The organism is Oceanobacillus sp. FSL K6-0118, from assembly GCF_038006665.1.
GTDB classification, from domain to species: domain Bacteria; phylum Bacillota; class Bacilli; order Bacillales; family Amphibacillaceae; genus Oceanobacillus; species Oceanobacillus caeni.
In genome coordinates this window covers 136,500-161,025 of the sequence record NZ_JBBOVR010000001.1, presented here as the reverse complement: position 1 = coordinate 161,025, position 24,526 = coordinate 136,500, and the positions used below count along the sequence as shown (strand labels likewise).

The window sequence follows — 24,526 nt, the reverse complement described above, 5'->3', positions numbered from 1 at the left end:
GTGATTCATGAAAAGGGAAATAAAAAACGTGCTACCATTTCGTTACAAAATGATAGCTGTCCTACTTCTTTTTATCGGGGCATTTTTGATATCAATCGTATATGGAGCTGCCGATATTCGTGTAATAGATGTATGGCTGTCACTTACTTCCAATGTGGAGGGAAGTGACATTTCTATTATTCGGGAAATTCGCCTACCGCGAGAGGTAGCTGCTGTATTGGTTGGTGCCGCATTGTCTATTGCTGGAGCAATGATGCAAGGAATGACAAGAAATCCACTAGCAGATCCTGGTCTACTCGGGCTAACAGCAGGAGCTAATGCCGCGCTGGCCGTTGCAATTGTTCTGTTTCCAACACTTCATTATTTTGGAGTTATGGTCGTCAGTTTTCTTGGTGCCGCTATAGGGGCAATGATGGTTTATGGGATTAGCGCAGTAAAACGTGGGGGATTTTCACCGTTTAAAATTATTTTAGCTGGTGCAGCTGTATCGGCTTTCCTTCAAGCGGTTTCTGAGGGGATTGGAATTTATTTTAAAGTATCTAAAGATGTATCGATGTGGACTGCTGGTGGACTCATCGGTACAACTTGGGGGCAATTACAAATGGTTGTTCCGTTTATGGTTGTAAGCATGCTAATTGCTTTTGGACTATCTAGACAACTTACCATTTTGAGTTTGAATGAAGAGGTTGCTGTTGGTTTGGGGCAAAAAACAACACAGATAAAGGCAGTACTTTTTATTATCATTGTTTTACTTGCGGGTGCATCCGTTGCATTAGTTGGAAATATGGCTTTTATCGGTTTAATGGTTCCCCATATGGTTCGAGTAATGGTCGGTACGGATTATCGATACATCTTACCAATGTCAGCCTTTGTTGGAGCAATTTTAATGCTCTTTGCGGATACGCTCGCCCGTACCATCAATGCCCCATGGGAAACGCCGATTGTAGCCATTATCTCGGTTATGGGATTACCATTCTTCCTCCTTATTATCCGTAAAGGTGGGAGGTTATTTATATGATTCACCCTCATTTACTGAAAAAACAACGAATCATTTTATGTTCATTAGCAATCTTAATTATCCTTACGGTCTTTATTAGCATGGGGATTGGAGCAGCTGCATTGACTTATGATCGGATCATTCCGACCCTATTTGGTGATGGATCATTTAAGGAAGAGTTTGTGCTATATTCCGTTCGTTTGCCACGGATTATTATCACAATTTTAGCTGGAATGGCCCTAGCGCTTTCTGGAGCAATACTTCAAGGTTTAACTCGTAACGACCTAGCTGATCCGGGAATTATTGGGATTAATTCGGGTGCTGGTGTAGCAGTTGCTATTTTCTTTTTATTTTACCCAGTACAATCTGGTACCTTTATCTATCTGTTACCAGTGGTTGCTTTTATTGGGGCGTTTCTTACCGCTATGCTTATTTATCTTTTTTCCTATGAGAGAAAGCGACCGCTCGAACCTACTCGAATGATCATTATCGGGGTTGGGTTCTCACTAGCATTATCTGGCATCATGATTGTCTTAATCTCTTCACAGGAGCGTGTAAAGGTTGACTTTATCGCCAAATGGTTAGCGGGAAATATTTGGGGAACAGACTGGCCTTTTATCTTAGCGGTATTGCCATGGCTAGTTATTTTCATCCCATACGCACTATATAAAGCAAATCGATTAAATATTTTAGCGCTGAATGAATCTATTGCAATTGGGGTAGGGGTCGCAGTTAATAAAGAGCGTATTCTATTGCTTTTCACTGCAGTAGCGCTCGCAGCTTCTGCGGTTTCCGTCACTGGAGGTATTTCCTTTATCGGACTGATGGCGCCGCACATTGCAAAATCCTTGGTTGGTCCTCGAAACCAACTATTTATCCCTGTAGCAATTCTATTAGGTGGATGGCTGCTATTAATCGCTGATACAATCGGAAGAAATATCGTTTCCCCGGAAGGTATTCCAGCAGGGATTGTAGTAGCTCTAATAGGAGCACCATATTTTATGTACCTATTATTACGAAAATAAAGAGCCGGGGGGACAGGTCCCTCGTCCCAATAGTACTTTCTTGTTTCATACAAGAGAAGTGGGACGAGGGACCTGTCCCTGTGGCTTTTTGCTATTTGACTTCTGTGTTTAAGGGGTCTAAGGCAAGTTTTTTAATTGCATAGGCCACTCCACTTTCATTATTGGTTAGAGTTTGGAAATCGGCGGCTTCTTTAATTTCTGGGATGGCGTTCCCCATTGCTACGCCACATCCAGCGTATTGGATCATGGATAAATCATTTCCATTATCCCCAAAACTCATAATTTCCTCTTGTTTAATACCAAGCTGTTCTGCTAGCTTTTTCACTGCATTTCCTTTGTTGTTTAGGAAACTATAAAATTTCTTGGTTGTGGATAAGTTTATGTTAAAATTTAACTATTACTGATGGAGAGAACAAAGATGATGAAAAAAGGTACAGGTGTTATAAAAGAAATACTAAAAGATCATTTTGCAGGATTTTGGGATTTGCACGATAGAAGGTTTCCCGAATCTTATCGTAATGATATAAAAGAAACTGTTGAGAAGACCATCAAGTGTGGTACCCGTGATATGGGCTTTGCACGTTATGAATGCTTAGGTTGTGAAGGTAATTCCTTACCTAAATTTGTATGTTTCACTTGTAAAAGTAGACTCTGTCATCGTTGTGGGAAAAAATATACGGATGATTGGTCGGATAAACAACAGGAAATGATTTTTAATGTACCTCATCGTCATATGGTATTTACTATTCCTCAAGAATTAAGGAATGTGTTCTTTGAAGATCGTAAAAAGCTTAATGAATTAAGTAAACAGGTGGCGGAAGTTTTTCAATAATTATCACAGAAGTAAAAAAAGAGGATTACGCTCGGGTATTATTACAGTAATACATACTTTTGGACGTGATTTAAAATTCAACCCCCATATACATGCATTGGTAACAGAAGGGGCATTAGATAATAAGAAAGAGTGGGTATCAAGTGGATATATTCCATATGAGTACTTAAGGAAATCATGGCAAAAAGTAGTGTTAGATTTAGTGAAAAAATGGTTTCCTGGGAATCAAAAAGTGAATGAATTGGTGAATGATTTATACCAAAGATACCCTAAGGGATTTTATGTAAATGCAGAAAAGAAAATAACAAACGCCAAAGGAGTAGCACGGTACATTGGGCGATATTTAGCACGACCAGCAATTGCGGAATACCGTATCGTAGAATATGACGGAGATACGGTCCATTATTGGTATGAAGATCATCGTACTGGTAAAAGAGTAGATAAAAAGATCCCCGTTTACAGGTTTATATTTGAAATACTACAACACGTCCCTCCTAAGCATTTTCGTATGGTTGGTAGATATGGATTGTATAGTAGAAGATCCCATCGAAAAGCACAACAAATATTAAGTTTATATGCGTTCATGAGGACAAAACAAATTTCATTATTACTGGAGACGAAAAGAAAAAAGAAAACATACCGTCAACGAATGATGGAGTCATTTGAAAACGACCCATTTCAATGTCCACATTGTGGAAGACAAATGGACCTTGTAGGAATATGGCATAGTGATTACGGATGGATTTATTACTACATGGAGGAAGTAGAAAAGGAGAGATGTAAAAAATATGGTATTGTCCAACAAAAAAGGACGGGATAATTCGGCAGAAAACTTAGGGTGGTTAAATGAAGACGATCCCTTTGGTTTGATTGAAGAAATAAAGATGGTGATTTTTAAATGTATTGATTGTAATAAAACCGATGAAGTTCCTGAATATATTATCGGTGAATTTAGTGTGGATAAAAAAGAGGGAGAAGAAGTAGAATTACATTGCCCCTACTGTAATGGCACCATGTTAGAAGCGAGAAATATCCCAAGTGATTAATTCTCACTTGGGACGTGATAAGGCGCGTTAGCGCTTTTGTTCTTTATATCACTTAAAACAAGCAGTAAGACTCCCACCTCAAGTTTCTAGGGAAAGAAAAAGGGTAGGTGGGAGATGAAGGAAACCCCCCACACTGATAGAAGTCTCCTTTATTTATGGAATAAGACAGCTATAATTGGAGAAATTTGAATGATGGATTAAACCACCCTTTTTAAAATAGTAAAAAAATACTGGAAAATTATGATAAAACTATTGATTTTTCACCCTATTCAGTATACTATTATATTTAAATTTTCAGAAAAGGGGGTTCGGCGATGGTTACTTTTATAGCTTCCATCTTGTTGTTAATTGTTGGGTATATCGTTTATGGGAAGGTGGTTGAACGGATTTTCGGCATTAATGACAAAAATCCAACACCTGCTTATACAAGTAACGATGGGCTTGATTATATGCCAATGAGTTGGTGGAAGGCGAGTTTAATTCAGCTTCTAAATATCGCTGGAACCGGTCCGATTTTTGGTGCAATAATGGGTGCGCTTTATGGCCCTGTTGCATTTATATGGATTGTTATTGGTTGTATTTTTGCGGGAGCGGTACATGATTACTTTTCAGGTATGGTATCGCTTAGGCATAATGGAGCACAATTTCCGACAATTGTCGGAAAATATTTAGGCGAAAAGTTGAAAATCATCACTACGATTGTTTCGATATTTTTAATGATTTTGGTTGCAGCAGCATTTACTGCAGCACCTGCCCAGTTACTAACACAAATTACACCATTTAATTTTACGACATGGCTTATTATTATATTTGTTTATCTAATACTTGCGGCAATCCTACCAATTAATAAAGTAATTGGTAGAGTATATCCTATATTCGGAGCAATATTAATCTTTATGGCTGTATCAATCGGAATTGGGATGTTCTTTTTTGACAATCCAATCCCAAATCTAACGTTAAGTAACTTACACCCTGGAGAGCTACCAATCTGTCCATTATTAATGGTAACCATATCTTGTGGAGCTATCTCTGGATTTCATAGTACACAAAGTCCTATCTTGGCCCGAACATTGAAAAAAGAAAGTGAAGGTAGAAAGGTGTTCTATGGAGCGATGATTGGTGAAGGAGTCATTGCTATGATTTGGGCAGCGGCAGGGATGACCTTTTTCGGTAGTACTGGTGCATTGAATGCAGCACTGGAAGCGGGCGGTCCTGCTGGGGTCGTTAATGAAATCAGTCTAACGACACTAGGAGCATTTGGCGGTATGATAGCGATATTGGGGATTGTCGTTCTTCCGATTACGACTGGTGATACGGCATTACGGTCTTCCAGAATGATGCTTGCAGAATTATTAACACAATTGACAAAGAAAGACTTTAATGGAAAAGGAAAATTAACTTTACTTATGGTACCGGTAGCAGGCGCCACGCTATATCTGACTTCGATTGATTATAGTTTCCTTTGGCGGTATGTTGGCGGATCTAATCAGATAGTTGCTGCAGTAATGTTATGGACGGCAGCTATGTACCTTGTGAAAAACAATAAGTTTCATTGGATCTGTAGTATTCCAGCTTTATTCATGACGGCGGTAGTAAGTACGTATGTCTTTTATGCGCCAGAGGGTTTTAACCTGGACTATGGTATTTCTATGATTCTAGGAATGGTTATTTGGTTGGCTGTACTTGTGTGGTTTGTAAGGCAACTTATTAAACATAAAACAGCTAGCAACTATGAGGATTCGGATGTGAAATTAGGATGATAAAGGGTTTATCCCGCCTCAAGCTTCTGGGGAAACAAAGAAGGTAGGTGGGAAATCAACTGCTCGTAAAGGTACGATAAGTGCGACTAACCATCAGTCGGGGATGAAGGAAAGCTCCCACTGATGGTTAGTCTTCTTTATAGAATACTGGAAACGAACCAGTATCCTATTTTTGTGATTCTTGTATGTGTATTTTGTTCTATTTGGCGTTTTCGTTTAAAGGTTCTAAAGCAAGTTTTTTGATTGCATAGGCCACTCCGCTTTCATTGTTGCTTCGAGTTTGGAAGTCAGCGGCTGCTTTTACTTCTGGGATAGCGTTACCCATTGCCACGCCACATCCTGCGTATCGGATCATGGATAAGTCATTTCCGTTATCGCCAATCGTCATTGTTTCCTCTTGTTTAATACCAAGTTGTTCAGCCAGCATTTTCACTGCATTTCCTTTACTTGCACTAGGATGAACAAATTCAAGGAAATATGGAGCACTTTGAACAATTGTATACTGCTTATTTAGGCTCTTAGGAAGTTCTTCAATGGTACGATTTAATTTGTCTGGATGATTAACAAACATGATTTTTGGTATCGATATATTAGTTGGTATGTCGCTTACTTGGCGATAACCTAATGGGATTTCACTTAAATATGCCTCTAACACTGTATAGTCACTAATATCAGCGTTTGGGGTATAAACCCCTTTCGTATCAAAGAAATGCATTGGTGTTTTCAATTCCATACTAAGTTCATACAACTTCACTAAATCAGCATGTCCAAGTGATAATTCAGCTACAACCTCGTTTGTATGAGTATCTTGCACCAATGCGCCATTATAGGCGATGGCAAAGTCACCCTCTTGATTAAGGTTAAGTGCTTTAATGTAGCTCCGAATGCCACCAATTGGGCGCCCGGAACAAAGGACAATTTTAATTCCTTGCTTTTTTGCCTCAGATAACGTGTATTTTACATCTTCTGGTACTTCATGACGGTCGTTTAAAAGAGTCCCGTCCATATCTATTGCAATTAATTTATACAATTTCTATTCTCCAATCTTCTGTTGATACCACCATTATACGACAAGTTAAGTCAGAGGGACAATTGAGCCAATCGAAGTAATTTAGGATAAAAAAGAAGGGGCTGGATGTATCCCATTGGCTTTCAAATTGAACTTCAAACCATCCAATAAAAAGGAATTGTTGAAAAAATAAACATAAATAACTCTATTTATTCCCTTGACAAGAATGTTAACACAGTATAAAATAACTTTGATGCGAAAAACAACAGTTTAAATACTTTATAAACTATTTCAAGCAGTGAATAGAAAAAAGTGTTGTGAATTATCTCTTTGACGTCACAAGGAAAATGCTACTACCTAGTACAAAATGCCAACTATCTATGGCTCGCAAATGGTGAATGGGGGTAAAGGTAAGTTCAATATTTATTTTAAACCCAATTTGTAAGCGCTCTGAATAGGGTGCGGAAAAAATTTGCTTGTTCATTTATGGAAAGCGTAACGTAGGAGCATACTTATAAGTGATCTACAAAGAAATAAATGCAACATCTTCATATAAAACAAACAGAACTGCTAAAAATTACATCAGGGGGACTAATTTATGCCATTATTAATTGTTGCCATAGGGGTACTATTACTACTTATTTTTATTATGAAATTTAAATTAAACACATTCGTTTCCCTAATCATTGTTGCGATTGTTGTAGCCTTATCGCTTGGAATGCCTATGGGGGAAGTTGTTGAGTCGGTTGAAAGCGGTTTAGGTGGAACACTTGCTCATATTGCGTTAATCTTTGGTATGGGTGCAATGCTTGGTAGATTAATTGCAGACTCAGGTGGAGCTAACCGTATCGCTGTAACGTTAATTGATAAATTTGGTGAAAAGAGAATTCAATGGGCTGTTCTATTTGCTTCGTTTATAGTTGGTATTGCTTTATTCCTTGAAGTTGCAATTGTATTGCTTGTTCCAATTATATTCTCGATTGCAAAGGAATTAAAAGTTTCTATCGTGAAATTAGGACTACCGATGGTTACTGCTGCTTTGGCAACACATGCATTCTTACCGCCGCATCCAGGTCCAACCGCAGTAGCTGCGGAGTATGGTGCGAATATTGGTTTAGTTTTAATCTACGGAATTATTGTTGCTATCCCAACGGTTATTTTTGCAGGAATCTTGTATCCGAAACTTGCGAAGAAAATTGTGCCAACTGCTTTTACTAGAGAGGGTAGTGAATCATTTGGTGTACAAAAGACATTTAAGCTAGAAGAAACACCTGGTTTTGGTATTAGTTTATTTACAGCACTATTTCCTGTGATCTTAATGGCTTTAGGAGCAATCGTTGATATGATTCAACCTGCTCTAGGCTTTTCGGATAATATGCTAGTGAACTTTATTCGCTTTATTGGTAATTCATCAATGGCTATGTTGCTTTCTTTATTACTAGCAATTTATACAATGGGATTGAGAAGAAATATTCCAATTAAGACATTAATGGATTCTTGCTCTTCCGCAATCAATTCCTTAGGTATGCTACTTCTAATCATCGGCGGTGGAGGTGCTTTAAAACAAGTGCTTATTGATGGTGGTGTTGGTGATTATGTTGCAGATATCTTTGCAGGATCGTCTATGTCGCCAGTCTTCTTTGCTTGGACAGTCGCAGCTATATTACGTATTTGTTTAGGATCAGGAACGGTTGCAACGTTAACTACAGCAGGATTGGTTATTCCATCCCTTGCTGGAATACCAGATGTTAACCTTGAACTAGTTGCACTTGCGACTGGAGCAGGTAGTGCCATTGCATCCCATGTTAACGATGCCGGCTTCTGGATGGTTAAAGAGTCTCTAGGTATGACATTAAAAGAGGCTTTTGGAACATATACTGTACTTTCAACAATAGTTGCTGTATCTGGTTTAATATGTACTTTATTATTAGATATGATTGTTTAAAACAACTGAAAAAACAACCATTTTATAGATGTTATAAAATGGTTGTTTTTTATCTTATAATTCTTCCTGTTTCAATAGATTATGGTGAACATTACAAGTGAAACCGTTTTACTAATTACTTTTACTTTAAAGGAATATGGCTTATAATTAATAGTGTTGCAATTTGCATAGTATAGATTATTTTTAAGCTCTTTGTGAAATTGTAAAATCACAAGGTGAATTAAAAGGATTGTTAAGATTATATAATCCATTTAAGTTCCTTTATAGTTTGCTAGATATTAGAAAAATATAGAATACATAACTTGATTTTTGCGACAGAAGGTGAAATAAAATGATAAAAGCATTGGTAGTCGTCCCTTATGAGGGATTGCTTGAAATGATGAAAGAGGTTAGTCAAGAAGTAGAAGATATTGAATTACACATTGAATTAGGTAACTTATATGAAGGTGTCGCAATTGCAAAGAATGCTGAAAATGAGGGTTATCATGTTATTATAAGCCGTGGTGGTACGGCATCAATGATACAAGAGGCAGTATCCATTCCGGTGATAGATATTCAAGTTTCTGGCTATGATGTATTACGCATTTTAACACTTGTAAAGGGTTTTTCCGGTAAGGCTGCTATTGTTGGCTTCTCTAATATTACACAAGGTGCTGCTACTATATGTAAGCTGCTAGATTTAGATATTAAAACATTAACGATTACAAAGGATAATGAAGTAAAAGGGAAATTGACAGGGTTAAAAAAGAATGGATATGAGGTAGTAATCGGTGATGTAGTGACGATGCAAGCCGCTAAACAATTAGGGATGACAGGAGTACTGATTACATCCGGAAAAGAAGCAATTATGGATGCTTTAGAAGAAACAAGAAGGTCCTATCGTTTATTTTCAAGGCTACAACGAGATATTACGTTAATGGAAACAATTCTTGATAGTGATGAACATGCTATCGGGGTTTTTAATCAAGATGAGAAAATAGTTTATGGGAATGAACGATTCCATAACGAATTTCATTGGTTAAATTTAGACAATGCTACTGATGTAAAAAAACTTATACAAGAAACAACCTTAACAAACGAAAAGCAGGTAAAATTGCTTTACATTAATAATAAATTATGGAAAATAACCTCATGCCCAATCAAGGATAAAGTGGCACTATTTTTTGAAAAGACACATTCCAATCAAATAACTACGCATAGTGGGCAAGCGAATCAAACCGCAATTGAATTGCATACATCCGCCTCACGTACCCCTATTTCGGGGAAAAGTGAAGCAATTCAGAAGGTGTTGGAACAAATCGATCTATACGGGGATCGTGAGGAGCCTATCTGGATCATGGGGGAACAAGGGAACGGAAAAGAATTAGTAGCCCATTCCATTTATTTAAAAAGAAAAACTGCAGACGAACCGTTAATTACATTGCGTTGTGATGTAATAAGTGCAGAACAATTGAAAGATCTTATTAAGGATGATTTTTTCCAAAAGTACTCCAATAGAATTATATTCTTAAAAAATATTGACCAATTGAATTCCTATATGCAGAAGGAGTTATTGCGTGTCCTAAAGGATGAAAGCGAGCAGAAGCCACAATGGATTGTATCTTCCAAGGATAACATAGAGGAAAGGATTAAAAATAAAACTTTCCATCGCGAGCTATTCCGATTATTATCTCCATTACAGATTCAAATTCCACCACTTCGGGAGCGTAAAGAGGATATGGAGGAATTGGTTCCCGTATTTATTTCTGATTTGCATCCAAAATATGGGAATAAAGTAGTCGGGATTCGTGATGATGCGTTGGAGCAGATGATGGACTATGATTGGCCAGGAAATGTAGGGCAATTAAAACATGTAATGGAACAATTATTTTTGGAATCACAATCCTATTATATCGAGAAAGCGGAAGTGGATATCGTATTTAAACGACTGAAGCAACAAGAGAAGTGGAATGATGCGCTATCGTATATTGATATTAGCGGTACATTAGAGGAAATTGAGAGGCAAGTAATTACAAAAGTCCTTGAGGATGAAGGGATGAATCAATCCAGGGCAGCTAAACGTTTAGGAATTAATCGATCCACCTTATGGCGCAAGCTAAAAGAATAGCTTGCGTTTTTCTTGTGGCTAAACCCTCTATTTAAATGATGCAAAATACAACATCAATAGAATTAAATGAAGAATTATAATTAAAACATTGCTAAATGCAACATTTTGGTTTATAATTATCACTGAAAGCGTTATAGAATACGTGAACGAGATAAATATAATGCGATATAGATAATAGGAGTAGAAATAAGTGAAAACGCAAGAACTATATACTGAGATGATTGAGAAGGGGGGCGAATGAGTTGAAACTGGCAGTGATAGCAGATGACCTAACAGGCGCAAATGATACAGGTGTTCAATTTGCGAAAAAAGGGTTAAACACAACCGTACTTTTTTCAGATACACATTTACAACCAGCACATTTAAGTGAAGATGTCATTGTTTTAAATTCAGATAGTCGTGCACTTGATTCTCAAAAGGCTTATGATATTGTATTCAATCTATCAACTGAATTAAACAAATTAGGCGTAACAAACGTGTTTAAGAAAGTCGATTCAACCATGAGAGGAAATATTGGTCAAGAAATTGATGCAGTAATGGACGTATTTCAATTTAAGACCTCATTTGTCGTACCAGCTTTTCCAAAAAGTAAGCGAACAACCGTAGATGGAAAGCACTATGTTCGCGGGGTGTTATTAGCGGAGTCGGAAATTGCAAATGATCCATCCTGCCCGGTGAAAGAAAGCTACCTTCCGAAACTATTACAGGAGCAAAGTAAGCGCAATGTCGAACTAATCTCCATTTCGGATGTACGAAAAGGGAAACGTCACTTATTTGAAAAAATGATGGAGAAAACCACAGATGATTCTTCCAAAATTGTTGTCATGGATGCAACGACAGATGAAGAGCTCAAAACGATTGTTGATGCTGCTGAAATGATACAAGAGGAGTTCCTTTGGGTTGGCTCGGCAGGGGTGGCCTCTCACTTTTCAAACACAGGTAACCATGAAGAGGTAGTACTTAACAAGCGAATAGAACAACGTCCACCAGTATTAGTAGTGGCGGGTAGTGTGAACACGATTACGCATCAACAGATTCATGATTTGAAAAAAGGGAATACTGTAGAAGAAATTGTTATTTCTCCGGAAGCATTCTTTTATGAAGATGAGCGAAAGCGTGAGATTAATCGTATTGTTCATGCTGGTCAAGCATTACTGAAAAAAGGCGATTTAGTAATAAAGACTGATCGTGGGCAAGAGGCGATGGATCGAGTGAAACAACGGAAACATGAACTTGATTTATCGAATTTTGAAGTAGGGCATACTATTGCTGAATCAATGGGGATTATTGCCTGTCAGTTAATTGAAAAGAATGACATTTGCGGTGCTGTTTTAACAGGTGGGGATATTGCAGGAGCTACATGTAAAGCATTAAAAGGTGAGGGAATTCAAGTTATTGGAGAAGTTGAAGCAGGAATCCCTTATGGTAAGTTATTTGGTGGTTTATATGACGGCCTTCCCGTTGTAACAAAAGCGGGTGCATTTGGTTCCGAGCAGGCACTTACTAAAGCTCTTCAAACAGTTACCGAAGTGCATGGATATACGAAAAGAAATAACTAATAATTTGTTATAAGCGAAGTAAAGTGATAACGCCAAGCTTATGGTCGACATTTACAATAGGCTTGGCGAAATAAGATATGAAAATAGGAGGATATTATGATGGCTTCTAAAAGACCAAGTATTGCAATTACAATGGGTGATCCTTCAGGAGTAGGCCCTGAGATTATCGCCAAATCCTTAAATGACAAAAATATTTATGAAAGATGCCGTCCATTTGTAGTCGGTGACGCCAAAATTTTAAAAAGGGCGCTACAAGTAACAAATTTGGAGCTTCAATTAAATAGCATTACACAACCCGAAGATGCAATGTACGAATATGGTACAATTGATATTATTGATTTAGATTTAGTTTCTGAAGATTTACCATGGGGACAAGTTTCTTCTGAAGCAGGAAACGCTGCATTCCGTTATTTGGAAAAAGCAATTTCTTATGCCAATGAAGGAAAAATCCAAGGAATTTGTACAGCGCCATTGAATAAAGAAGCGCTTCATAAAGCAGGTCACATCTATCCTGGACATACAGAAATTTTAGCAGAACTAACAAATACGAAAGATTTCGCAATGATGCTATCTGCCCCTGGATTAAGAGTCATTCATGTGACAACACATGTTGGACTAATTGATGCCATTAATAAGATTAATGTCGATCGTCAATATACAGTTATTAAACTTGCACATGAAACACTACAAAAGGCAGGAATTAAATCCCCTCGTATCGCAGTTTGTGGAATTAACCCACATGCTGGAGAAAATGGACTTTTTGGACATGGCGAAGAAGAGGAAAAAATCATTCCAGCTATCGAAAAGGCACAGGAAGAAGGAATTAATGTACAAGGACCGCTTCCGGCAGATACCTTATTCTTTAGAGCAAAACGCGGTGACTTTGATATCGTTGTTGCGCAATATCACGATCAAGGACATGGACCAATTAAAGTTCTAGGTCTTGAAGCTGGAGTAAATATTACGGTTGGTCTTCCAACAATACGTACTAGTGTTGACCATGGAACGGCTTTTGATATCGCTGGTAAAAATATTGCGGACGAGCTATCACTAAAAGAAGCGCTACGCATGGCGGTTGAATTAGCACCTGAAAATTAATTATAAAAAGTTAAGCAAGAGGTTGTTATCAACCTCTTGCTTCATTGGTAAATAGGGAAGTATAGCACTTTCCTATTTTCGTAAACGTAACTAAGGCATTTGCCTTAAGGTTCAAAGTAGAAGAAAACGTAGCGTCTTTATGTCATGAAAATGTTGAAGAATGATATATTTATTCCGCTTTACGGGGATATTTAACATAAATACTGGGCAAAAGAAATACGAAAGGAGTGACATTTAATGTCTTTACCGAAATTTGCAAAAATAAGACAAAGATTTCAAGTGGAAAGTCTGAACGATATTGTTGGAACAGTTTCAGAGCAATTCAACCAAGTGAAAGCGGACGAAAAGATTAAGCCAGGCATGGAAATTGCGATTACTGTTGGAAGCCGGGGGATTGCTAATATTCCACTCATCGTTAAAAGCGTAGCGGATGAAATTAAAAAAAGAGGTGCAACACCATTTATTATTCCTGCAATGGGAAGTCATGGTGGTGCTACTGCTGAAGGACAAATCGAAGTATTAGATGGACTTGGTGTGACAGAGGAATCAACCGGCTGTGAGATCCGTTCTTCCATGGAAGTTGTAGAGGTTGGCAAAACATCAGCAGGAATCCCTGTTTATGTTGATCAACATGCTTACCATGCGGATGGAATTATTGTGATGGGGCGTGTGAAGCCACATACTGATTTTAAAAAGGATATTGAAAGTGGTATCTTAAAAATGGCGTCAATAGGCATGGGCAAACATAAGCAAGCATTAGCGCTACATACGCATGGTATTAGAGGAATTCGTGATATGATGCCTGAGGTTGGTAAAGTGGCCATTGGCAATTCAAATACACTGTTTGGTATAGCGATTGTAGAAAACGCGCATGAAGAAACAGCGATTATTGAAGCAATTAATCCAGACCAAATTGAAGAACGCGAAAGAGAATTATTGAAACGAGCATTTGCCTTGATGCCAAGTTTACCAGTTGACGAAATGGATATATTAGTCGTTGATGAAATCGGTAAAAACTATAGTGGAACAGGTATGGATACGAATATCATTGGTCGGATCCGTGTATTAGGAGTAGAAGAGCCAGAAAAGCCAAGTATAAAATATGTTATTGCCTCTAACCTAAGTGAGGCGAGTCATGGTAATGCATTAGGAATCGGCCTAGCTGATTTAACAACGAAGCGTTTATTTGAAAAAATTGATTTAAAAGCTATGAATGAAAATGTTGTAACAAGTACATTTCTAGATAGAGCTAAAATTCCTATTGTCCTTGATAACGACCGTGAGGCGTTAGAAGCAGCTCTCCGGGCTACATGGGGTATTCCAGCTAACGAGGCAAGAATCGTGAGGATACCAAACACACTTCATATCGGAGAGCTTTTTGTATCAGAAGTAATTTTTAATGAATTGAAAGATAATGACAACATCGAAGTATTAGAGGATTTACATGAAATGAAGTTCGATGCAGATGGGTATTTCCCGCCGATGCAATAGTTTTTTATGTATAGAGGGTTTTCCATTTGGAACCCCTCTTTTTCTTGTCTTTTTACCGGTTCTCTTTTATTTAAGAAACCCTATAATGGATAATATGAATTTAATATTACAAAGCGCTTTGTTGGATAGAATACAAAATGAAGGTTTAAAATAGATGTTGAAAGGATGCGTGATTGAATTGAAATTAAAGGATAAAGTAGCAATTGTAACAGGTGGAGCAAGTGGAATTGGCGAAGCAACTGTACGTCTTTTTACTAAAGAAGGAGCAAAGGTAGTTATTGCTGACCTTTCAGAACGAGGTAACAATCTATCAGAAGAGTTGAATTCAAATGGATTTGACACGTTATTTGTTAAAACGGATGTAACCAAAGAAGAAGATATTAAACAAATGATTAACGAAACCGTGAAGCAATACGGCAAACTGGATATTATGTATGCCAATGCTGGAATTGCCGATGATGCACCAGCAAACGAATTGTCCTATGAAAAATGGAAACGAATCATTGATATTAATTTATCAGGAGTATTCCTTTCCGATAAATATTCGATTGAACAGTTTCAAAAACAAGGTACAGGTGGTGTCATTGTTAATGCTGGATCCATTCATAGTTTTGTTTCCTTGCCAAACCCAACCGCTTATTCCTCAGCTAAAGGGGGCGTGAAGCTATTAACGCAAAACTTATGTACAGCCTATGCAAAGGACGGAATTCGTGTTAACGCAGTCTGCCCTGGTTATATTGACACTCCTTTACTAACTAAAGTTGATTCTAAAGCTAAAGAACATTTAGCTTCGCTTCACCCACAAGGTAGACTTGGAAAGCCAGAAGAAATAGCAAAAGCAGTTCTTTTCTTAGCTAGTGATGATGCTAGTTTTGTTAATGGTACAACACTCCTTGTGGATGGGGCCATACCGCGCAGTAATTTTGACGGCACCGATATTAGCAACAAAGTATAGAGAGGAACCTGTTATACCCACCATTCCTTTTGGAGCAATATCAGACAATAGTGCGCCTGTTACAGTTGACGCAATCCCTTGGCCCAAAAATGCGATGGACATAAAGGCAATCACTATATTAGGGGAATTGGTAAAGTTCCCGCCAATGACTGCACAAGATAATAACAAACCAGCGATAATAGGTAATTTCCGTGCAATTCCTATTCGTTCGAGCGAATGGTGATAAGACTTATTTGACTTTGATTGAGGAACCGTATAGGTAATGCAGTTGTGCCTAGACCGCTATCAATATATAAAAAGCTATTATCCTTTATGTTATAGATTCCCTTTTGCAAATGTGGAAAAAGCCCCTCGTCAGGAGCAACAATTGCACCGATTAATGGCAACCTTACTTGCCCACCATGTGTGTGTCCACTTAGTACTAAATCTACAGGAAGATCCGCATATTTCTGTATAACGCTTGGAGAATGGGAAAGTAAAATATTATATACTTGATCGTTTACCTGATAAAATGCTTCTTCCATATTCTCCCGCTCTGTTGATACATCATCTATACCAATAATATGAAATGTGGATCCATTCTTCTCCAATTCGATATTCTTATTGCTTAGTATTGTAACGCCCCTTGTTTTAAGGCCAGACAAGAATTCTTTTTTTCTTGGATTATCCCACTCGTGATTCCCTGTTACAAAATAGGTTTGTGGATTGATCTGAACTAGCTTATCAATTAAATGAAAAACATCTTGAAAATCCGATGTTTTTCTATCTATTAAATCTCCCGTTAGAACAATCATGTCTACGTTTAAATCTTGAATTTGTTTTATTAGCTCTTCATTATTTTCCCCAAATACCTTACTATGTACATCCGTTATCTGTAAAAGGCTTATCTCTGTGCCCACGTCTAGCTTACTGCTTTGAAGCGATATTCGATTTAGTTTAAAAGTATTTGTATCAATGTGGATCTTTCCGATCATAGATAATAAGAAAAATAATGCAATAGAAACGAATAGCTTCCTAAACTTCCTCTTCGGATGTCTATTGATCTTCTCTCTCTTTTCCATACAATTACTAACCCCTTACCTGTCATTCTTTAACGCACTTCCGAAAGAAGTCTCCCTCTTCAAGCGTGTGAAGGGCGTAGCCCAATGGTAAGGGGGAGATGAATTTCGGTTGGGCGACAGCCCCAAGGCTTTTTCTTTTGCCTTTATTGTTCATTAAGGTATAATCAGTCTTATAAAACATAAGGATTGATATAAAAATGAAATTAGATAGTAATAACCATTCAGTGTTCTCGATGTATTATCATCTTGTGTTAGTCGTGAAGTATCGTAGAAAAGTAATAGATGATACCATTTCAGATTATGCCAAAGATAAATTTGTGACATTGAGTGAAAGGTATAATATTACATTAGTTGAATGGAACCACGATATGGACCATATTCATATTTTGTTCAAAGCACAACCTAACAGTGAATTATCGAAATTCATCAATGCCTATAAAAGTGCCAGTTCAAGACTTATCAAGAAGGATTTTCCTCATGTTCGTAAAAAATTATGGAAAGAAATGTTTTGGTCAAGAAGTTTTTGTTTGTTGACGACTGGTGGTTCACCAATTGAAGTGGTGAAAAAATATATTGAAAATCAAGGGGCAAAGTGAGGTGATTTGATATGGCTAAACAAAATAAAGCGTACAAGTTTAGATTGTATCCAACAGATGAACAGGCTTTGATCATACGCAAAACGTTTGGATGTGTCCGTTTTGTCTACAACAAGATGTTAGCTGAACGTAAAGAGACTTATGATTTATTAAAGGATGATAAAGATGCCTTAAAAAAGGTGAAGAACCCTACTCCTGCCAAATACAAGAAAGAGTACGAATGGCTAAAGGAGGTAGATTCCTTAGCGTTAGCGAACGCACAACTAAACTTGGATAAGGCATATAAAGCATTCTTCAAGGGGAATGCCAAATTCCCGAAATTCAAAAGTAAACGACACAGGCAAAGTTACACAACAAATGTTGTAAACGGTAATATTCAGTTATTGGATAGTCATATCAAATTACCTAAACTAAAAATGGTCAAAATCAAGCAACATAGAAAGATACCATCCGAATACAAAATCAAATCTTGTACCCTATCTATGACCTCATCAGGAAAATACTATATTTCTATTCTTACAGAGTACGAGAAGGAGATAGAGAGCAAAGAAATTGAAAAAGTAGTCGGGTTAGATTTTGCGATGGATGGGTTGTTTGTCGATAGCGAGGGTGAGAGAGCCAATTACCCTAAGTTTTATCGACAAATGCTTGATAAATTAGCAATGGAACAACGTAAACTTTCGCGCAAAAAGAAAGGATCTTTTAACTGGAATAAACAACGTATTCAAGTAGCTAAAATCGGGGAGAAGGTCGCCAATCAACGGAAGAACTTTCTTCATCATAAGTCGAAAGAATTAGTAACTAACTATGATGCTGTTGTGATTGAAGATTTAGACATGAAGGGGATGTCACAAGCACTAAAGTTTGGTAAAAGTGTCGCTGATAATGGGTGGGGGATGTTTACTTCTTTCTTACACTACAAATTAAAAGAACAAGGAAAACGACTTGTCAAAATAGATAAATGGTTTCCCTCTACAAAAACCTGCTCGAAATGTGGGGCAGTAAAAGAAATCAAATTATCAGAACGCACTTATCAATGTGCATGTGGACTAAACCTTGATAGGGATTACAATTCAGCACTCAATATCAAAAAAGAAGGCATTCGATTGTTAGAAAGTGCCTGATAAAAAAATAAACTCTTGGAACAAGAGGGTTAGCTTGGTCAAATTCGTCAGCTACCAAAAGTGGCGATTACCCAAGAAGCCCCCACTTCAAGCAACCCGTGAGGGTGGTAAGAGGGGGTAGTTCACTTATTAAACTATAGCAAAAACAAACTAGAATAGATAGGGGGTTATAAGGATGGGTAAAAAAATTTACTATTGACAAATGGTACTAGCAGTTTTACAATTTACTATTATTAAGAAACAGTTTCTAGTTTTTAAGATAATTTAATAATTAGCTAGCTATGAATGCTATGGGTCACACTATAGCGGGAGCAGCTTCTGGAGAGACCGCTTGGTTAGCGGCGCCGAAGGGTTCACAATCTCAGGCAAAAGGACAGAAGAGTAATGAATATGTATTTGTTAAGCTAACGATTGCTAGCGTAACAAATGGTATTTACTATTCTTATGACCACGAGATTGGAGGACTTCCAATCTCTTTTTTTAATGTTCTTTTATCTGCTCCTTATTTCACATTGAAAGGCTAAACAAATTTTTTTGGAGGAGATATCATTGGCACAACAAGGATTAAAGAAGGATTTAGCAAGTCGGCATGTACAATTAATTGCCATTGGCGGTACGATTGGTACAGGGTTGTTTTTAGGATCAGGTAAAGCCATCCAACTTGCAGGTCCATCTATTATATTTGCATATTTAATCGTAGGAATGGCACTCTTTTTTGTAATGAGGGCACTTGGGGAGCTTCTGTTGTCAAATTCTGGTTATCAATCACTTACAGATATTGCTCAGGATTACCTAGGACCTCGGATAGCGTTCGTAACTGGTTGGACGTATTGGTTTTGTTGGATTATGACGGCTATGGCTGATATCATTGCAGTCGGTGTCTACGTAAGGTACTGGTTTGATATTCCACAATGGATACCTGCTGTCGTATGTTTGGTCATTTTATTAGGATTGAACTTACTTACTGTAAAACTTTTTGGGGAATTGGAGTTTTGGTTTGCCTTAATCAAGGTTGTTACGATTCTCGCATTGATTGGTATCGGAGTGATCATGCTAGTAATGGGCTCTAAGACAGATGCTGGAATAGTAACGATTCATAATCTGTGGGGGCATGGGGGGCTATTTCCGAATGGAGTTTCAGGTTTCTTACTTTCATTCCAGATGGTTGTGTTTGCCTATGTCGGTGTGGAATTAGTTGGTGTATCTGCAGCAGAGACAGCTAATCCAGAAAAAAATATTCCATCAGCGATTAACAAAATACCATTTAGAATTCTCTTTTTCTATGTGGGTGCACTTATCATTCTATTATCTATTAATCCATGGACGGAACTAAATGCGTCGGAAAGTCCCTTTGTTAAAACGTTCAGCTTAATTGGAATTCCACTTGCTGCTGGAATTATTAACTTTGTCGTATTAACTTCTGCGGCATCTGCTTGTAACAGTGGAATGTTTTCAACGAGTCGAATTCTCTTTAGTCTAAGCAATAATGGACAAGCACCTTCTAAAATGACGAAATTAAATAAAAATCACGTACCAAGTCATGCATTATGGATATCCACCATCGTCGTATCTGTAGGTGCTCTTTTGAGTAAGCTAATTCCGGAGCAGGCTTTTGGAATTGTGACAACCATCAGTGCCATTTGTTTTATTTGGGTTTGGGGTGTGATTTTAGTTTGCCATTTAAGATATAAGAAACAACGTCCTGAGTTACAGGCAAAATCAACATTTAAGGCACCGTTAACGCCGTTTGTTAATTATGCGGTACTAATATTATTTGCAATGGTTCTTATCATTATGCTAGTGGCCAAAGAAACACGGCCAGCCTTATTGTTAACACCTCTATGGTTTATTATTTTATTTACTTTGTACTTATTTAAAGGAAAAAAAGAAAAAGATATAAAATTATCAGCTTAGCAGGGATATAGGGACAGAGTACATTGTCTCGGTCTGTATAAGTAATTTTGGGACAGTGAACCTGTCCTTGTGGTTCTTTTTTTACGGAATAGAAAGGAAGTAAAGCAGAAATTGAAATTATATAGGAGATTAATAGTTCCATTCGGTTTATTACTTGTCTTCGGATTGGCTGGTTGTAATAGTAACGAAACAGTAACAAATGTGGGGAAATTAGAATTTCAACAAGCCTTAAAAATACCGGAACTTCTTGAACCTACCATAGAATCCGATGGCACGAAGCACTTTTCCCTAACGATGGAGCCAGGAACTACAGAGTTTTTTCTAGGTGAAATAACGGATACATGGGGGATTAATGGTTCTTATCTTGGTCCTACTATTAGGGTTTCAAGGGGAGATAAGGTTTCTTTTGATGTAGTAAATAAATTGGGAGAAACATCAACATTGCACTGGCATGGAATGATGCTACCTCCAGCTATGGACGGAGGCCCACATCAGATGATTGAAGCAGGAGAGACGTGGTCCCCTCATTGGACAATTGATCAGCCATCTGCCACTACTTGGTACCATCCTCATTTGCATGGGAAAACAGCGCAACATGTGTATCGGGGGCTTGCAGGAATGTTTATCATCGATGATGAGGATTCTAAGAAACTACCTTCTAATTATGGGGTAGACGATATCCCACTCATCGTACAAGATAAATTGTTTACTAGTGATGGGCAATTATCCGAGGATGACGATACACCCTATGGGATGCTTGGTGATGAAATACTCGTGAATGGGACATATGACCCTTTTCTTAAAGTTACGGCTAGTCAAGTTCGTTTTCGACTGCTAAATGGTTCAAATGCAAGAGCATACAATTTTGGCTTTACAGATGGTCGTTCTTTCCAACTAGTAGCAAATGATGCTGGTCTCCTAAATGAACCAGTTACATTAGAACGTTTCATGTTAAGCCCGGGGGAACGTGCGGAAATTGTCGTGGCATTTGAACCGGAAGAGGAGACTATTCTTCGTAGTTATAGCAGTGGAGCTGGAATTACAAATGGTGAGTTTGACCTGCTGAAAATAGTAGCAGATTCCGAATTAACAGGGTCATCCCCAATTAGTAAGCAACTTTCTAGCATAGAGCCAATCGAGGTACCAGCAGATGCGAAGGTACGTCAATTTAAACTGACGATGGAGAACGAGATTAATGACAAATTGATGGATATGTATCGTATTGATGAAGTGGTTCCAGCAGGTACTAAGGAAATATGGGAAATTCACAACTTTGGCTCGGAGCATAATTTCCATATTCATGATGCAGCATTCCGAGTACTAGATATTAACGATAAAGAGCCTCCAGAGTACGCAAGGGGAAGAAAAGATACTGTGTTCATCCCTCATGGAGCAAGCGTTAGAATTGCTGTGGAATTTGGGAACTATACGGATCTTAATTACCCGCTTATGTATCATTGTCATCTATTAAAGCATGAAGATGAAGGAATGATGGGTCAATTTTTACTTGTAGAACCCGGAACAGAATCACAAGCACCAACTGAACTTCGCGATGATGGAGTGGAACATCCACATAATGGTCATTAAGTTTTGAAAAATGGTAAATAAAACTTAAGAAAAAAGGCCGCCAATGACAATATGTTATCATTGGCGGCCTTAAATAAATTTACTCCGCACCACGATTTTTATCAAATTCGCCTTACTACCCTTTTCAAGTTCCATATTTGTTTCTTGAGGGTTTTCGTTATGTGCGCCCTGTTCTTTATCTCTTATATGATCCTCGTTAATTTCATCTGTGTTTGTCTCATCATCATATTTGACGGGTCGATAATCTACGTTTTCCGGGTCATTTGTTTCCTGTTCTTGGTTATTGTCTTCATTCATATTACAGCCTGCTAAAAAGGCTAAAGATAGAATGCCGCTAGAAGCTTTTTCCATTTACTTATCATTTTTATCATCCTTTTACTATAAAAATTGATTGATATGCTTAATTTGTGCAAGAAACAAAATTTTAGTCATAAAAGGAAGGATTATCCCGACATTTGGATTAGTTGCCTGGGTCTGATCTGTTTTCACTTCTGTTTCTGGCTCATTGTTTCCAACAAGTAAGCCACCAAGCGCCCCACCAACAACAAGGCCCCCAACGGTTAAACCTGAGCTTTTCAAAAAGCTACGCCTGGAATTGTTTGTTTCTTTTAAATTACTTTTATCCTTGTCTGACATGAAAAAACCTCCTGCTTCATAAATTAGAAAAACAAAGGTATTGGGTTTTACCTTATTTAGATTGGTAAACTTTTGAGTAAAAACTAAATAAAAGGCATAGGTATTGCATTTTCCAAACAGTCTAGCCAATTTAAAATAAACATTTAATCTAAGAATTTTTAAGTGTTATGGGGAAAGATACCTTGTCTAAATAAATAAAGCACATAGCTACAAGGAGTGAACCTACTCTCTGTAGTTATGCGCTTTCGTACCGAAGGTTTTGTTTTCTTAAGAAAAGTGGAAGGGTGAATTTGTCCACCAGTATTAAATTTGAATGGTACCGATAAGTATAGCAATTGTTAGTAAGACAAGACTAAGACCCCACATCCAAAATAGGGAGTAGCGTAAATGACGTCCCATTTCTAATCCTGATAAACCTAGTGCAAGCCAAACCGCTGGTGCTAATGGACTGACAAATGTACCTACAATATTCCCAATAATCATGGAATATGCGGTCGATAAAGAATCTATACCAAAACCTGTTGCAATTTGTTCTACGACAGGGAATAAAGCAAAGTAATATGCATCCGTACTTAATAATAAATCAAATGGCACTCCTAAAATACCAATAATGATATGCAAGTAAGGTGCAATTACCCCAGGAAGGACACTAACTACATCATTTGCTATAGCTGTTAGCATTCCTGTTCCGTTAAGAATTCCTAAGAATAAGCCTGCTGCAATAATGATGGATGCCATCGTTAGCGCACTTGGAGCATGAGCTTGAATTCTTCCCATTTGATCTTTAACATTAGGGAAATTAATTAGTAAAGCAATACTGACCCCTATCATAAACGCTAATCCTGCTGGAATAATGCCTGATACAAGAACACCAATAACAGCTAGAGTTATAATAGCATTTACCCATTGTAATTTTGGTCGAGCTAATGAATCTCTTTTCGTTGAAGTATCCGAATTATCGGTAGAGGAATCATCGTCTACTTGTTCAGCAGTTGCTGCAATTTCCAAAGATCCATATTTCTTAATAATTCGACGTTGTTCTCGCATTCCAAGGAATACTGCTAGGGCCAACATGAGTACGATACCAATGATTTGAATCGGAATAAGTGGCCTCCATAATTCTGTTGCATCCATTCCAAGAACAGAAGCAGTTCTCCCCAATGGTCCAGCCCACGGAATCATATTGACAATACTCGCGGCACCACCTACCAATAAGAGCAGTAAATATGGGTTCATTTTTAGACGGTTATATACTGGTAGAAGTGCTGGAATCGTTATCAAAAAGGTAGAAGCTCCAGATCCATCTAAATGGGCAATTACTGCAATAATAACTGTTACAACACTAACTAAAACGATGTTACCCCTTGAAAGGGCAACCATTTTATTGATCATTGGATCGAATAGACCGACATCCTGCATAATTCCAAAGAAAATAATTGCAAATATAAACATGACGGCAACAGAGATTACAGATACTACGCCATCCTCAAAAAAGGTGCCAACTTCAGAGAATGTAAACCCAGCTATAAGTGCACCTATAACTGGTGGTATAACCATTGCGACAATCGGAGTTACTTTACCGCTAATAAGCAAAGCTACAATAACTAATATAATAATAAAACCAATCAAACTAAGACTCATATAGTCTCCCCCTCCTGATAATCCTTACTTATAACATCATTAGCATCTACATTGAATGCGTTTACAAGTTACACGGACAAGAACTATCTCCTAAAAGTTTAGATTAATATGAAAATAACACAAGTTTAGGAAGGAGGTAAATA

The 24,526-nt window shown here is 37.7% G+C and carries 21 protein-coding genes, 1 pseudogene and 1 riboswitch; of the genes and pseudogenes, 16 read left to right on the top strand and 6 right to left on the bottom strand.

The features are described from left to right. Positions 1 to 7: 7 nt before the first annotated feature. Complete coding sequence (locus MHI02_RS00720; protein WP_111058514.1) at positions 8 to 1,018, top strand: FecCD family ABC transporter permease; 1,011 nt, start codon at positions 8 to 10, stop codon at positions 1,016 to 1,018. After that, on the top strand, positions 1,015 to 2,022 hold the full coding sequence (locus tag MHI02_RS00715) for a FecCD family ABC transporter permease (RefSeq protein WP_047185339.1): 1,008 nt from the start codon (positions 1,015 to 1,017) through the stop codon (positions 2,020 to 2,022). Before MHI02_RS00720 ends, MHI02_RS00715 begins: the two co-directional genes overlap by 4 nt. Positions 2,023 to 2,113: 91 nt before the next feature. Here the strand turns inward: MHI02_RS00715 and MHI02_RS00710 are convergent. Then, positions 2,114 to 2,380, bottom strand: a pseudogene (locus tag MHI02_RS00710) (HAD-IIB family hydrolase); the annotation flags it as partial. A gap of 60 nt (positions 2,381 to 2,440) precedes the next feature. On the opposite strand from MHI02_RS00710, the gene MHI02_RS00705 reads away from it, so the two are divergent. From MHI02_RS00705 to MHI02_RS00690, 4 genes are all read left to right on the top strand, one after another. Continuing rightward, entirely contained in the window at positions 2,441 to 2,854 is a 414-nt protein-coding gene (locus MHI02_RS00705) for a transposase zinc-binding domain-containing protein (protein ID WP_216883538.1), read from the top strand. Positions 2,855 to 2,891: 37 nt separating this feature from the next. Continuing rightward, a complete protein-coding gene (locus tag MHI02_RS00700; protein WP_216883597.1) occupies positions 2,892 to 3,674 on the top strand; it encodes an IS91 family transposase in 783 nt (260 codons plus the stop codon). Further along, positions 3,643 to 3,900, top strand: a complete 258-nt coding sequence (locus tag MHI02_RS00695) for a hypothetical protein (RefSeq protein ID WP_341165580.1) — start codon at positions 3,643 to 3,645, stop codon at positions 3,898 to 3,900. The genes MHI02_RS00700 and MHI02_RS00695 overlap by 32 nt, the downstream gene beginning before the upstream one ends. Positions 3,901 to 4,214: 314 nt before the next feature. After that, positions 4,215 to 5,660: a carbon starvation CstA family protein gene (locus tag MHI02_RS00690; RefSeq protein ID WP_341165579.1), complete on the top strand. Its 1,446-nt coding sequence runs from the start codon at positions 4,215 to 4,217 to the stop codon at positions 5,658 to 5,660. Between the two features lie 199 nt (positions 5,661 to 5,859). On the opposite strand, the gene yidA is transcribed toward MHI02_RS00690, so the two are convergent. Beyond that, on the bottom strand, positions 5,860 to 6,690 hold the full coding sequence (gene yidA, locus MHI02_RS00685) for a sugar-phosphatase (RefSeq protein ID WP_047183976.1): 831 nt from the start codon (positions 6,688 to 6,690) through the stop codon (positions 5,860 to 5,862). 577 nt (positions 6,691 to 7,267) lie between these two features. Between yidA and MHI02_RS00680 the strand changes: the two genes are divergently transcribed. The 6 genes from MHI02_RS00680 (at position 7,268) to MHI02_RS00655 (ending at position 15,824) form a co-directional block, all read left to right on the top strand. Continuing rightward, positions 7,268 to 8,614, top strand: coding sequence for a gluconate:H+ symporter (locus tag MHI02_RS00680; RefSeq protein ID WP_341165578.1), 1,347 nt, complete (start codon positions 7,268 to 7,270; stop codon positions 8,612 to 8,614). A 331-nt stretch (positions 8,615 to 8,945) separates the two neighbouring features. After that, complete coding sequence (locus MHI02_RS00675) at positions 8,946 to 10,721, top strand: sigma-54-dependent Fis family transcriptional regulator (RefSeq protein ID WP_060669120.1); 1,776 nt, start codon at positions 8,946 to 8,948, stop codon at positions 10,719 to 10,721. A 242-nt stretch (positions 10,722 to 10,963) separates the two neighbouring features. Continuing rightward, entirely contained in the window at positions 10,964 to 12,280 is a 1,317-nt protein-coding gene (locus MHI02_RS00670) for a four-carbon acid sugar kinase family protein (RefSeq protein ID WP_060669119.1), read from the top strand. A gap of 99 nt (positions 12,281 to 12,379) precedes the next feature. After that, on the top strand, positions 12,380 to 13,378 hold the full coding sequence (pdxA, locus tag MHI02_RS00665; protein ID WP_047183972.1) for a 4-hydroxythreonine-4-phosphate dehydrogenase PdxA: 999 nt from the start codon (positions 12,380 to 12,382) through the stop codon (positions 13,376 to 13,378). Between the two features lie 237 nt (positions 13,379 to 13,615). Beyond that, entirely contained in the window at positions 13,616 to 14,869 is a 1,254-nt protein-coding gene (locus MHI02_RS00660; protein ID WP_216884200.1) for a lactate racemase domain-containing protein, read from the top strand. A gap of 178 nt (positions 14,870 to 15,047) precedes the next feature. Next, on the top strand, positions 15,048 to 15,824 hold the full coding sequence (locus tag MHI02_RS00655; protein WP_341166090.1) for an SDR family NAD(P)-dependent oxidoreductase: 777 nt from the start codon (positions 15,048 to 15,050) through the stop codon (positions 15,822 to 15,824). A gap of 200 nt (positions 15,825 to 16,024) precedes the next feature. On the opposite strand, the gene MHI02_RS00650 is transcribed toward MHI02_RS00655, so the two are convergent. After that, a complete protein-coding gene (locus tag MHI02_RS00650) occupies positions 16,025 to 16,885 on the bottom strand; it encodes a metallophosphoesterase (RefSeq protein WP_083452630.1) in 861 nt (286 codons plus the stop codon). A 197-nt stretch (positions 16,886 to 17,082) separates the two neighbouring features. On the opposite strand from MHI02_RS00650, the gene tnpA reads away from it, so the two are divergent. The 4 genes from tnpA to MHI02_RS00630 all read left to right on the top strand — a co-directional run bounded on the left by tnpA (position 17,083) and on the right by MHI02_RS00630 (position 22,106). Next, a complete protein-coding gene (gene tnpA / locus MHI02_RS00645) occupies positions 17,083 to 17,481 on the top strand; it encodes an IS200/IS605 family transposase (protein WP_114335144.1) in 399 nt (132 codons plus the stop codon). 11 nt (positions 17,482 to 17,492) lie between these two features. Next, the gene (locus MHI02_RS00640; RefSeq protein ID WP_341165577.1) at positions 17,493 to 18,605 is read left to right on the top strand and encodes a transposase; all 1,113 of its coding nucleotides are present in this window, start codon (positions 17,493 to 17,495) and stop codon (positions 18,603 to 18,605) included. A 308-nt stretch (positions 18,606 to 18,913) separates the two neighbouring features. After that, positions 18,914 to 18,992, top strand: a riboswitch (glycine riboswitch). 162 nt (positions 18,993 to 19,154) lie between these two features. Next, entirely contained in the window at positions 19,155 to 20,519 is a 1,365-nt protein-coding gene (locus MHI02_RS00635) for an amino acid permease (protein WP_047186805.1), read from the top strand. Positions 20,520 to 20,630: 111 nt separating this feature from the next. Beyond that, positions 20,631 to 22,106, top strand: coding sequence for a multicopper oxidase family protein (locus tag MHI02_RS00630; RefSeq protein ID WP_341165576.1), 1,476 nt, complete (start codon positions 20,631 to 20,633; stop codon positions 22,104 to 22,106). A 69-nt stretch (positions 22,107 to 22,175) separates the two neighbouring features. Here the strand turns inward: MHI02_RS00630 and MHI02_RS00625 are convergent, their stop codons facing one another. The 3 genes from MHI02_RS00625 to MHI02_RS00615 form a co-directional block, all read right to left on the bottom strand. After that, positions 22,176 to 22,403 (bottom strand): hypothetical protein, encoded by a 228-nt coding sequence (locus MHI02_RS00625; protein WP_341165575.1) that lies wholly within the window; start codon positions 22,401 to 22,403, stop codon positions 22,176 to 22,178. A gap of 81 nt (positions 22,404 to 22,484) precedes the next feature. After that, the gene (locus tag MHI02_RS00620) at positions 22,485 to 22,742 is read right to left on the bottom strand and encodes a twin-arginine translocation signal domain-containing protein (RefSeq protein ID WP_341165574.1); all 258 of its coding nucleotides are present in this window, start codon (positions 22,740 to 22,742) and stop codon (positions 22,485 to 22,487) included. Positions 22,743 to 23,045: 303 nt separating this feature from the next. Beyond that, positions 23,046 to 24,383 (bottom strand): CitMHS family transporter, encoded by a 1,338-nt coding sequence (locus tag MHI02_RS00615; RefSeq protein WP_341165573.1) that lies wholly within the window; start codon positions 24,381 to 24,383, stop codon positions 23,046 to 23,048. Between the last annotated feature and the right edge of the window lie 143 nt (positions 24,384 to 24,526).

Excerpts from the sequence above, each read along its gene's own strand:
- MHI02_RS00720 (WP_111058514.1), top strand. The coding sequence starts at position 8 with ATGAAAAGGGAAATAAAAAACGTGCTACCATTTCGTTACAAAATGATA.
- MHI02_RS00715 (WP_047185339.1), top strand. The coding sequence starts at position 1,015 with ATGATTCACCCTCATTTACTGAAAAAACAACGAATCATTTTATGTTCA.
- MHI02_RS00705 (WP_216883538.1), top strand. The coding sequence starts at position 2,441 with ATGATGAAAAAAGGTACAGGTGTTATAAAAGAAATACTAAAAGATCAT.
- MHI02_RS00695 (WP_341165580.1), top strand. The coding sequence starts at position 3,643 with ATGGTATTGTCCAACAAAAAAGGACGGGATAATTCGGCAGAAAACTTA.
- MHI02_RS00690 (WP_341165579.1), top strand. The coding sequence starts at position 4,215 with ATGGTTACTTTTATAGCTTCCATCTTGTTGTTAATTGTTGGGTATATC.
- MHI02_RS00680 (WP_341165578.1), top strand. The coding sequence starts at position 7,268 with ATGCCATTATTAATTGTTGCCATAGGGGTACTATTACTACTTATTTTT.
- MHI02_RS00675 (WP_060669120.1), top strand. The coding sequence starts at position 8,946 with ATGATAAAAGCATTGGTAGTCGTCCCTTATGAGGGATTGCTTGAAATG.
- pdxA (WP_047183972.1), top strand. The coding sequence starts at position 12,380 with ATGGCTTCTAAAAGACCAAGTATTGCAATTACAATGGGTGATCCTTCA.
- MHI02_RS00660 (WP_216884200.1), top strand. The coding sequence starts at position 13,616 with ATGTCTTTACCGAAATTTGCAAAAATAAGACAAAGATTTCAAGTGGAA.
- MHI02_RS00650 (WP_083452630.1), bottom strand. The coding sequence starts at position 16,885 with ATGGAAAAGAGAGAGAAGATCAATAGACATCCGAAGAGGAAGTTTAGG.
- tnpA (WP_114335144.1), top strand. The coding sequence starts at position 17,083 with ATGAAATTAGATAGTAATAACCATTCAGTGTTCTCGATGTATTATCAT.
- MHI02_RS00640 (WP_341165577.1), top strand. The coding sequence starts at position 17,493 with ATGGCTAAACAAAATAAAGCGTACAAGTTTAGATTGTATCCAACAGAT.
- MHI02_RS00625 (WP_341165575.1), bottom strand. The coding sequence starts at position 22,403 with ATGAATGAAGACAATAACCAAGAACAGGAAACAAATGACCCGGAAAAC.
- MHI02_RS00620 (WP_341165574.1), bottom strand. The coding sequence starts at position 22,742 with ATGTCAGACAAGGATAAAAGTAATTTAAAAGAAACAAACAATTCCAGG.
- MHI02_RS00615 (WP_341165573.1), bottom strand. The coding sequence starts at position 24,383 with ATGAGTCTTAGTTTGATTGGTTTTATTATTATATTAGTTATTGTAGCT.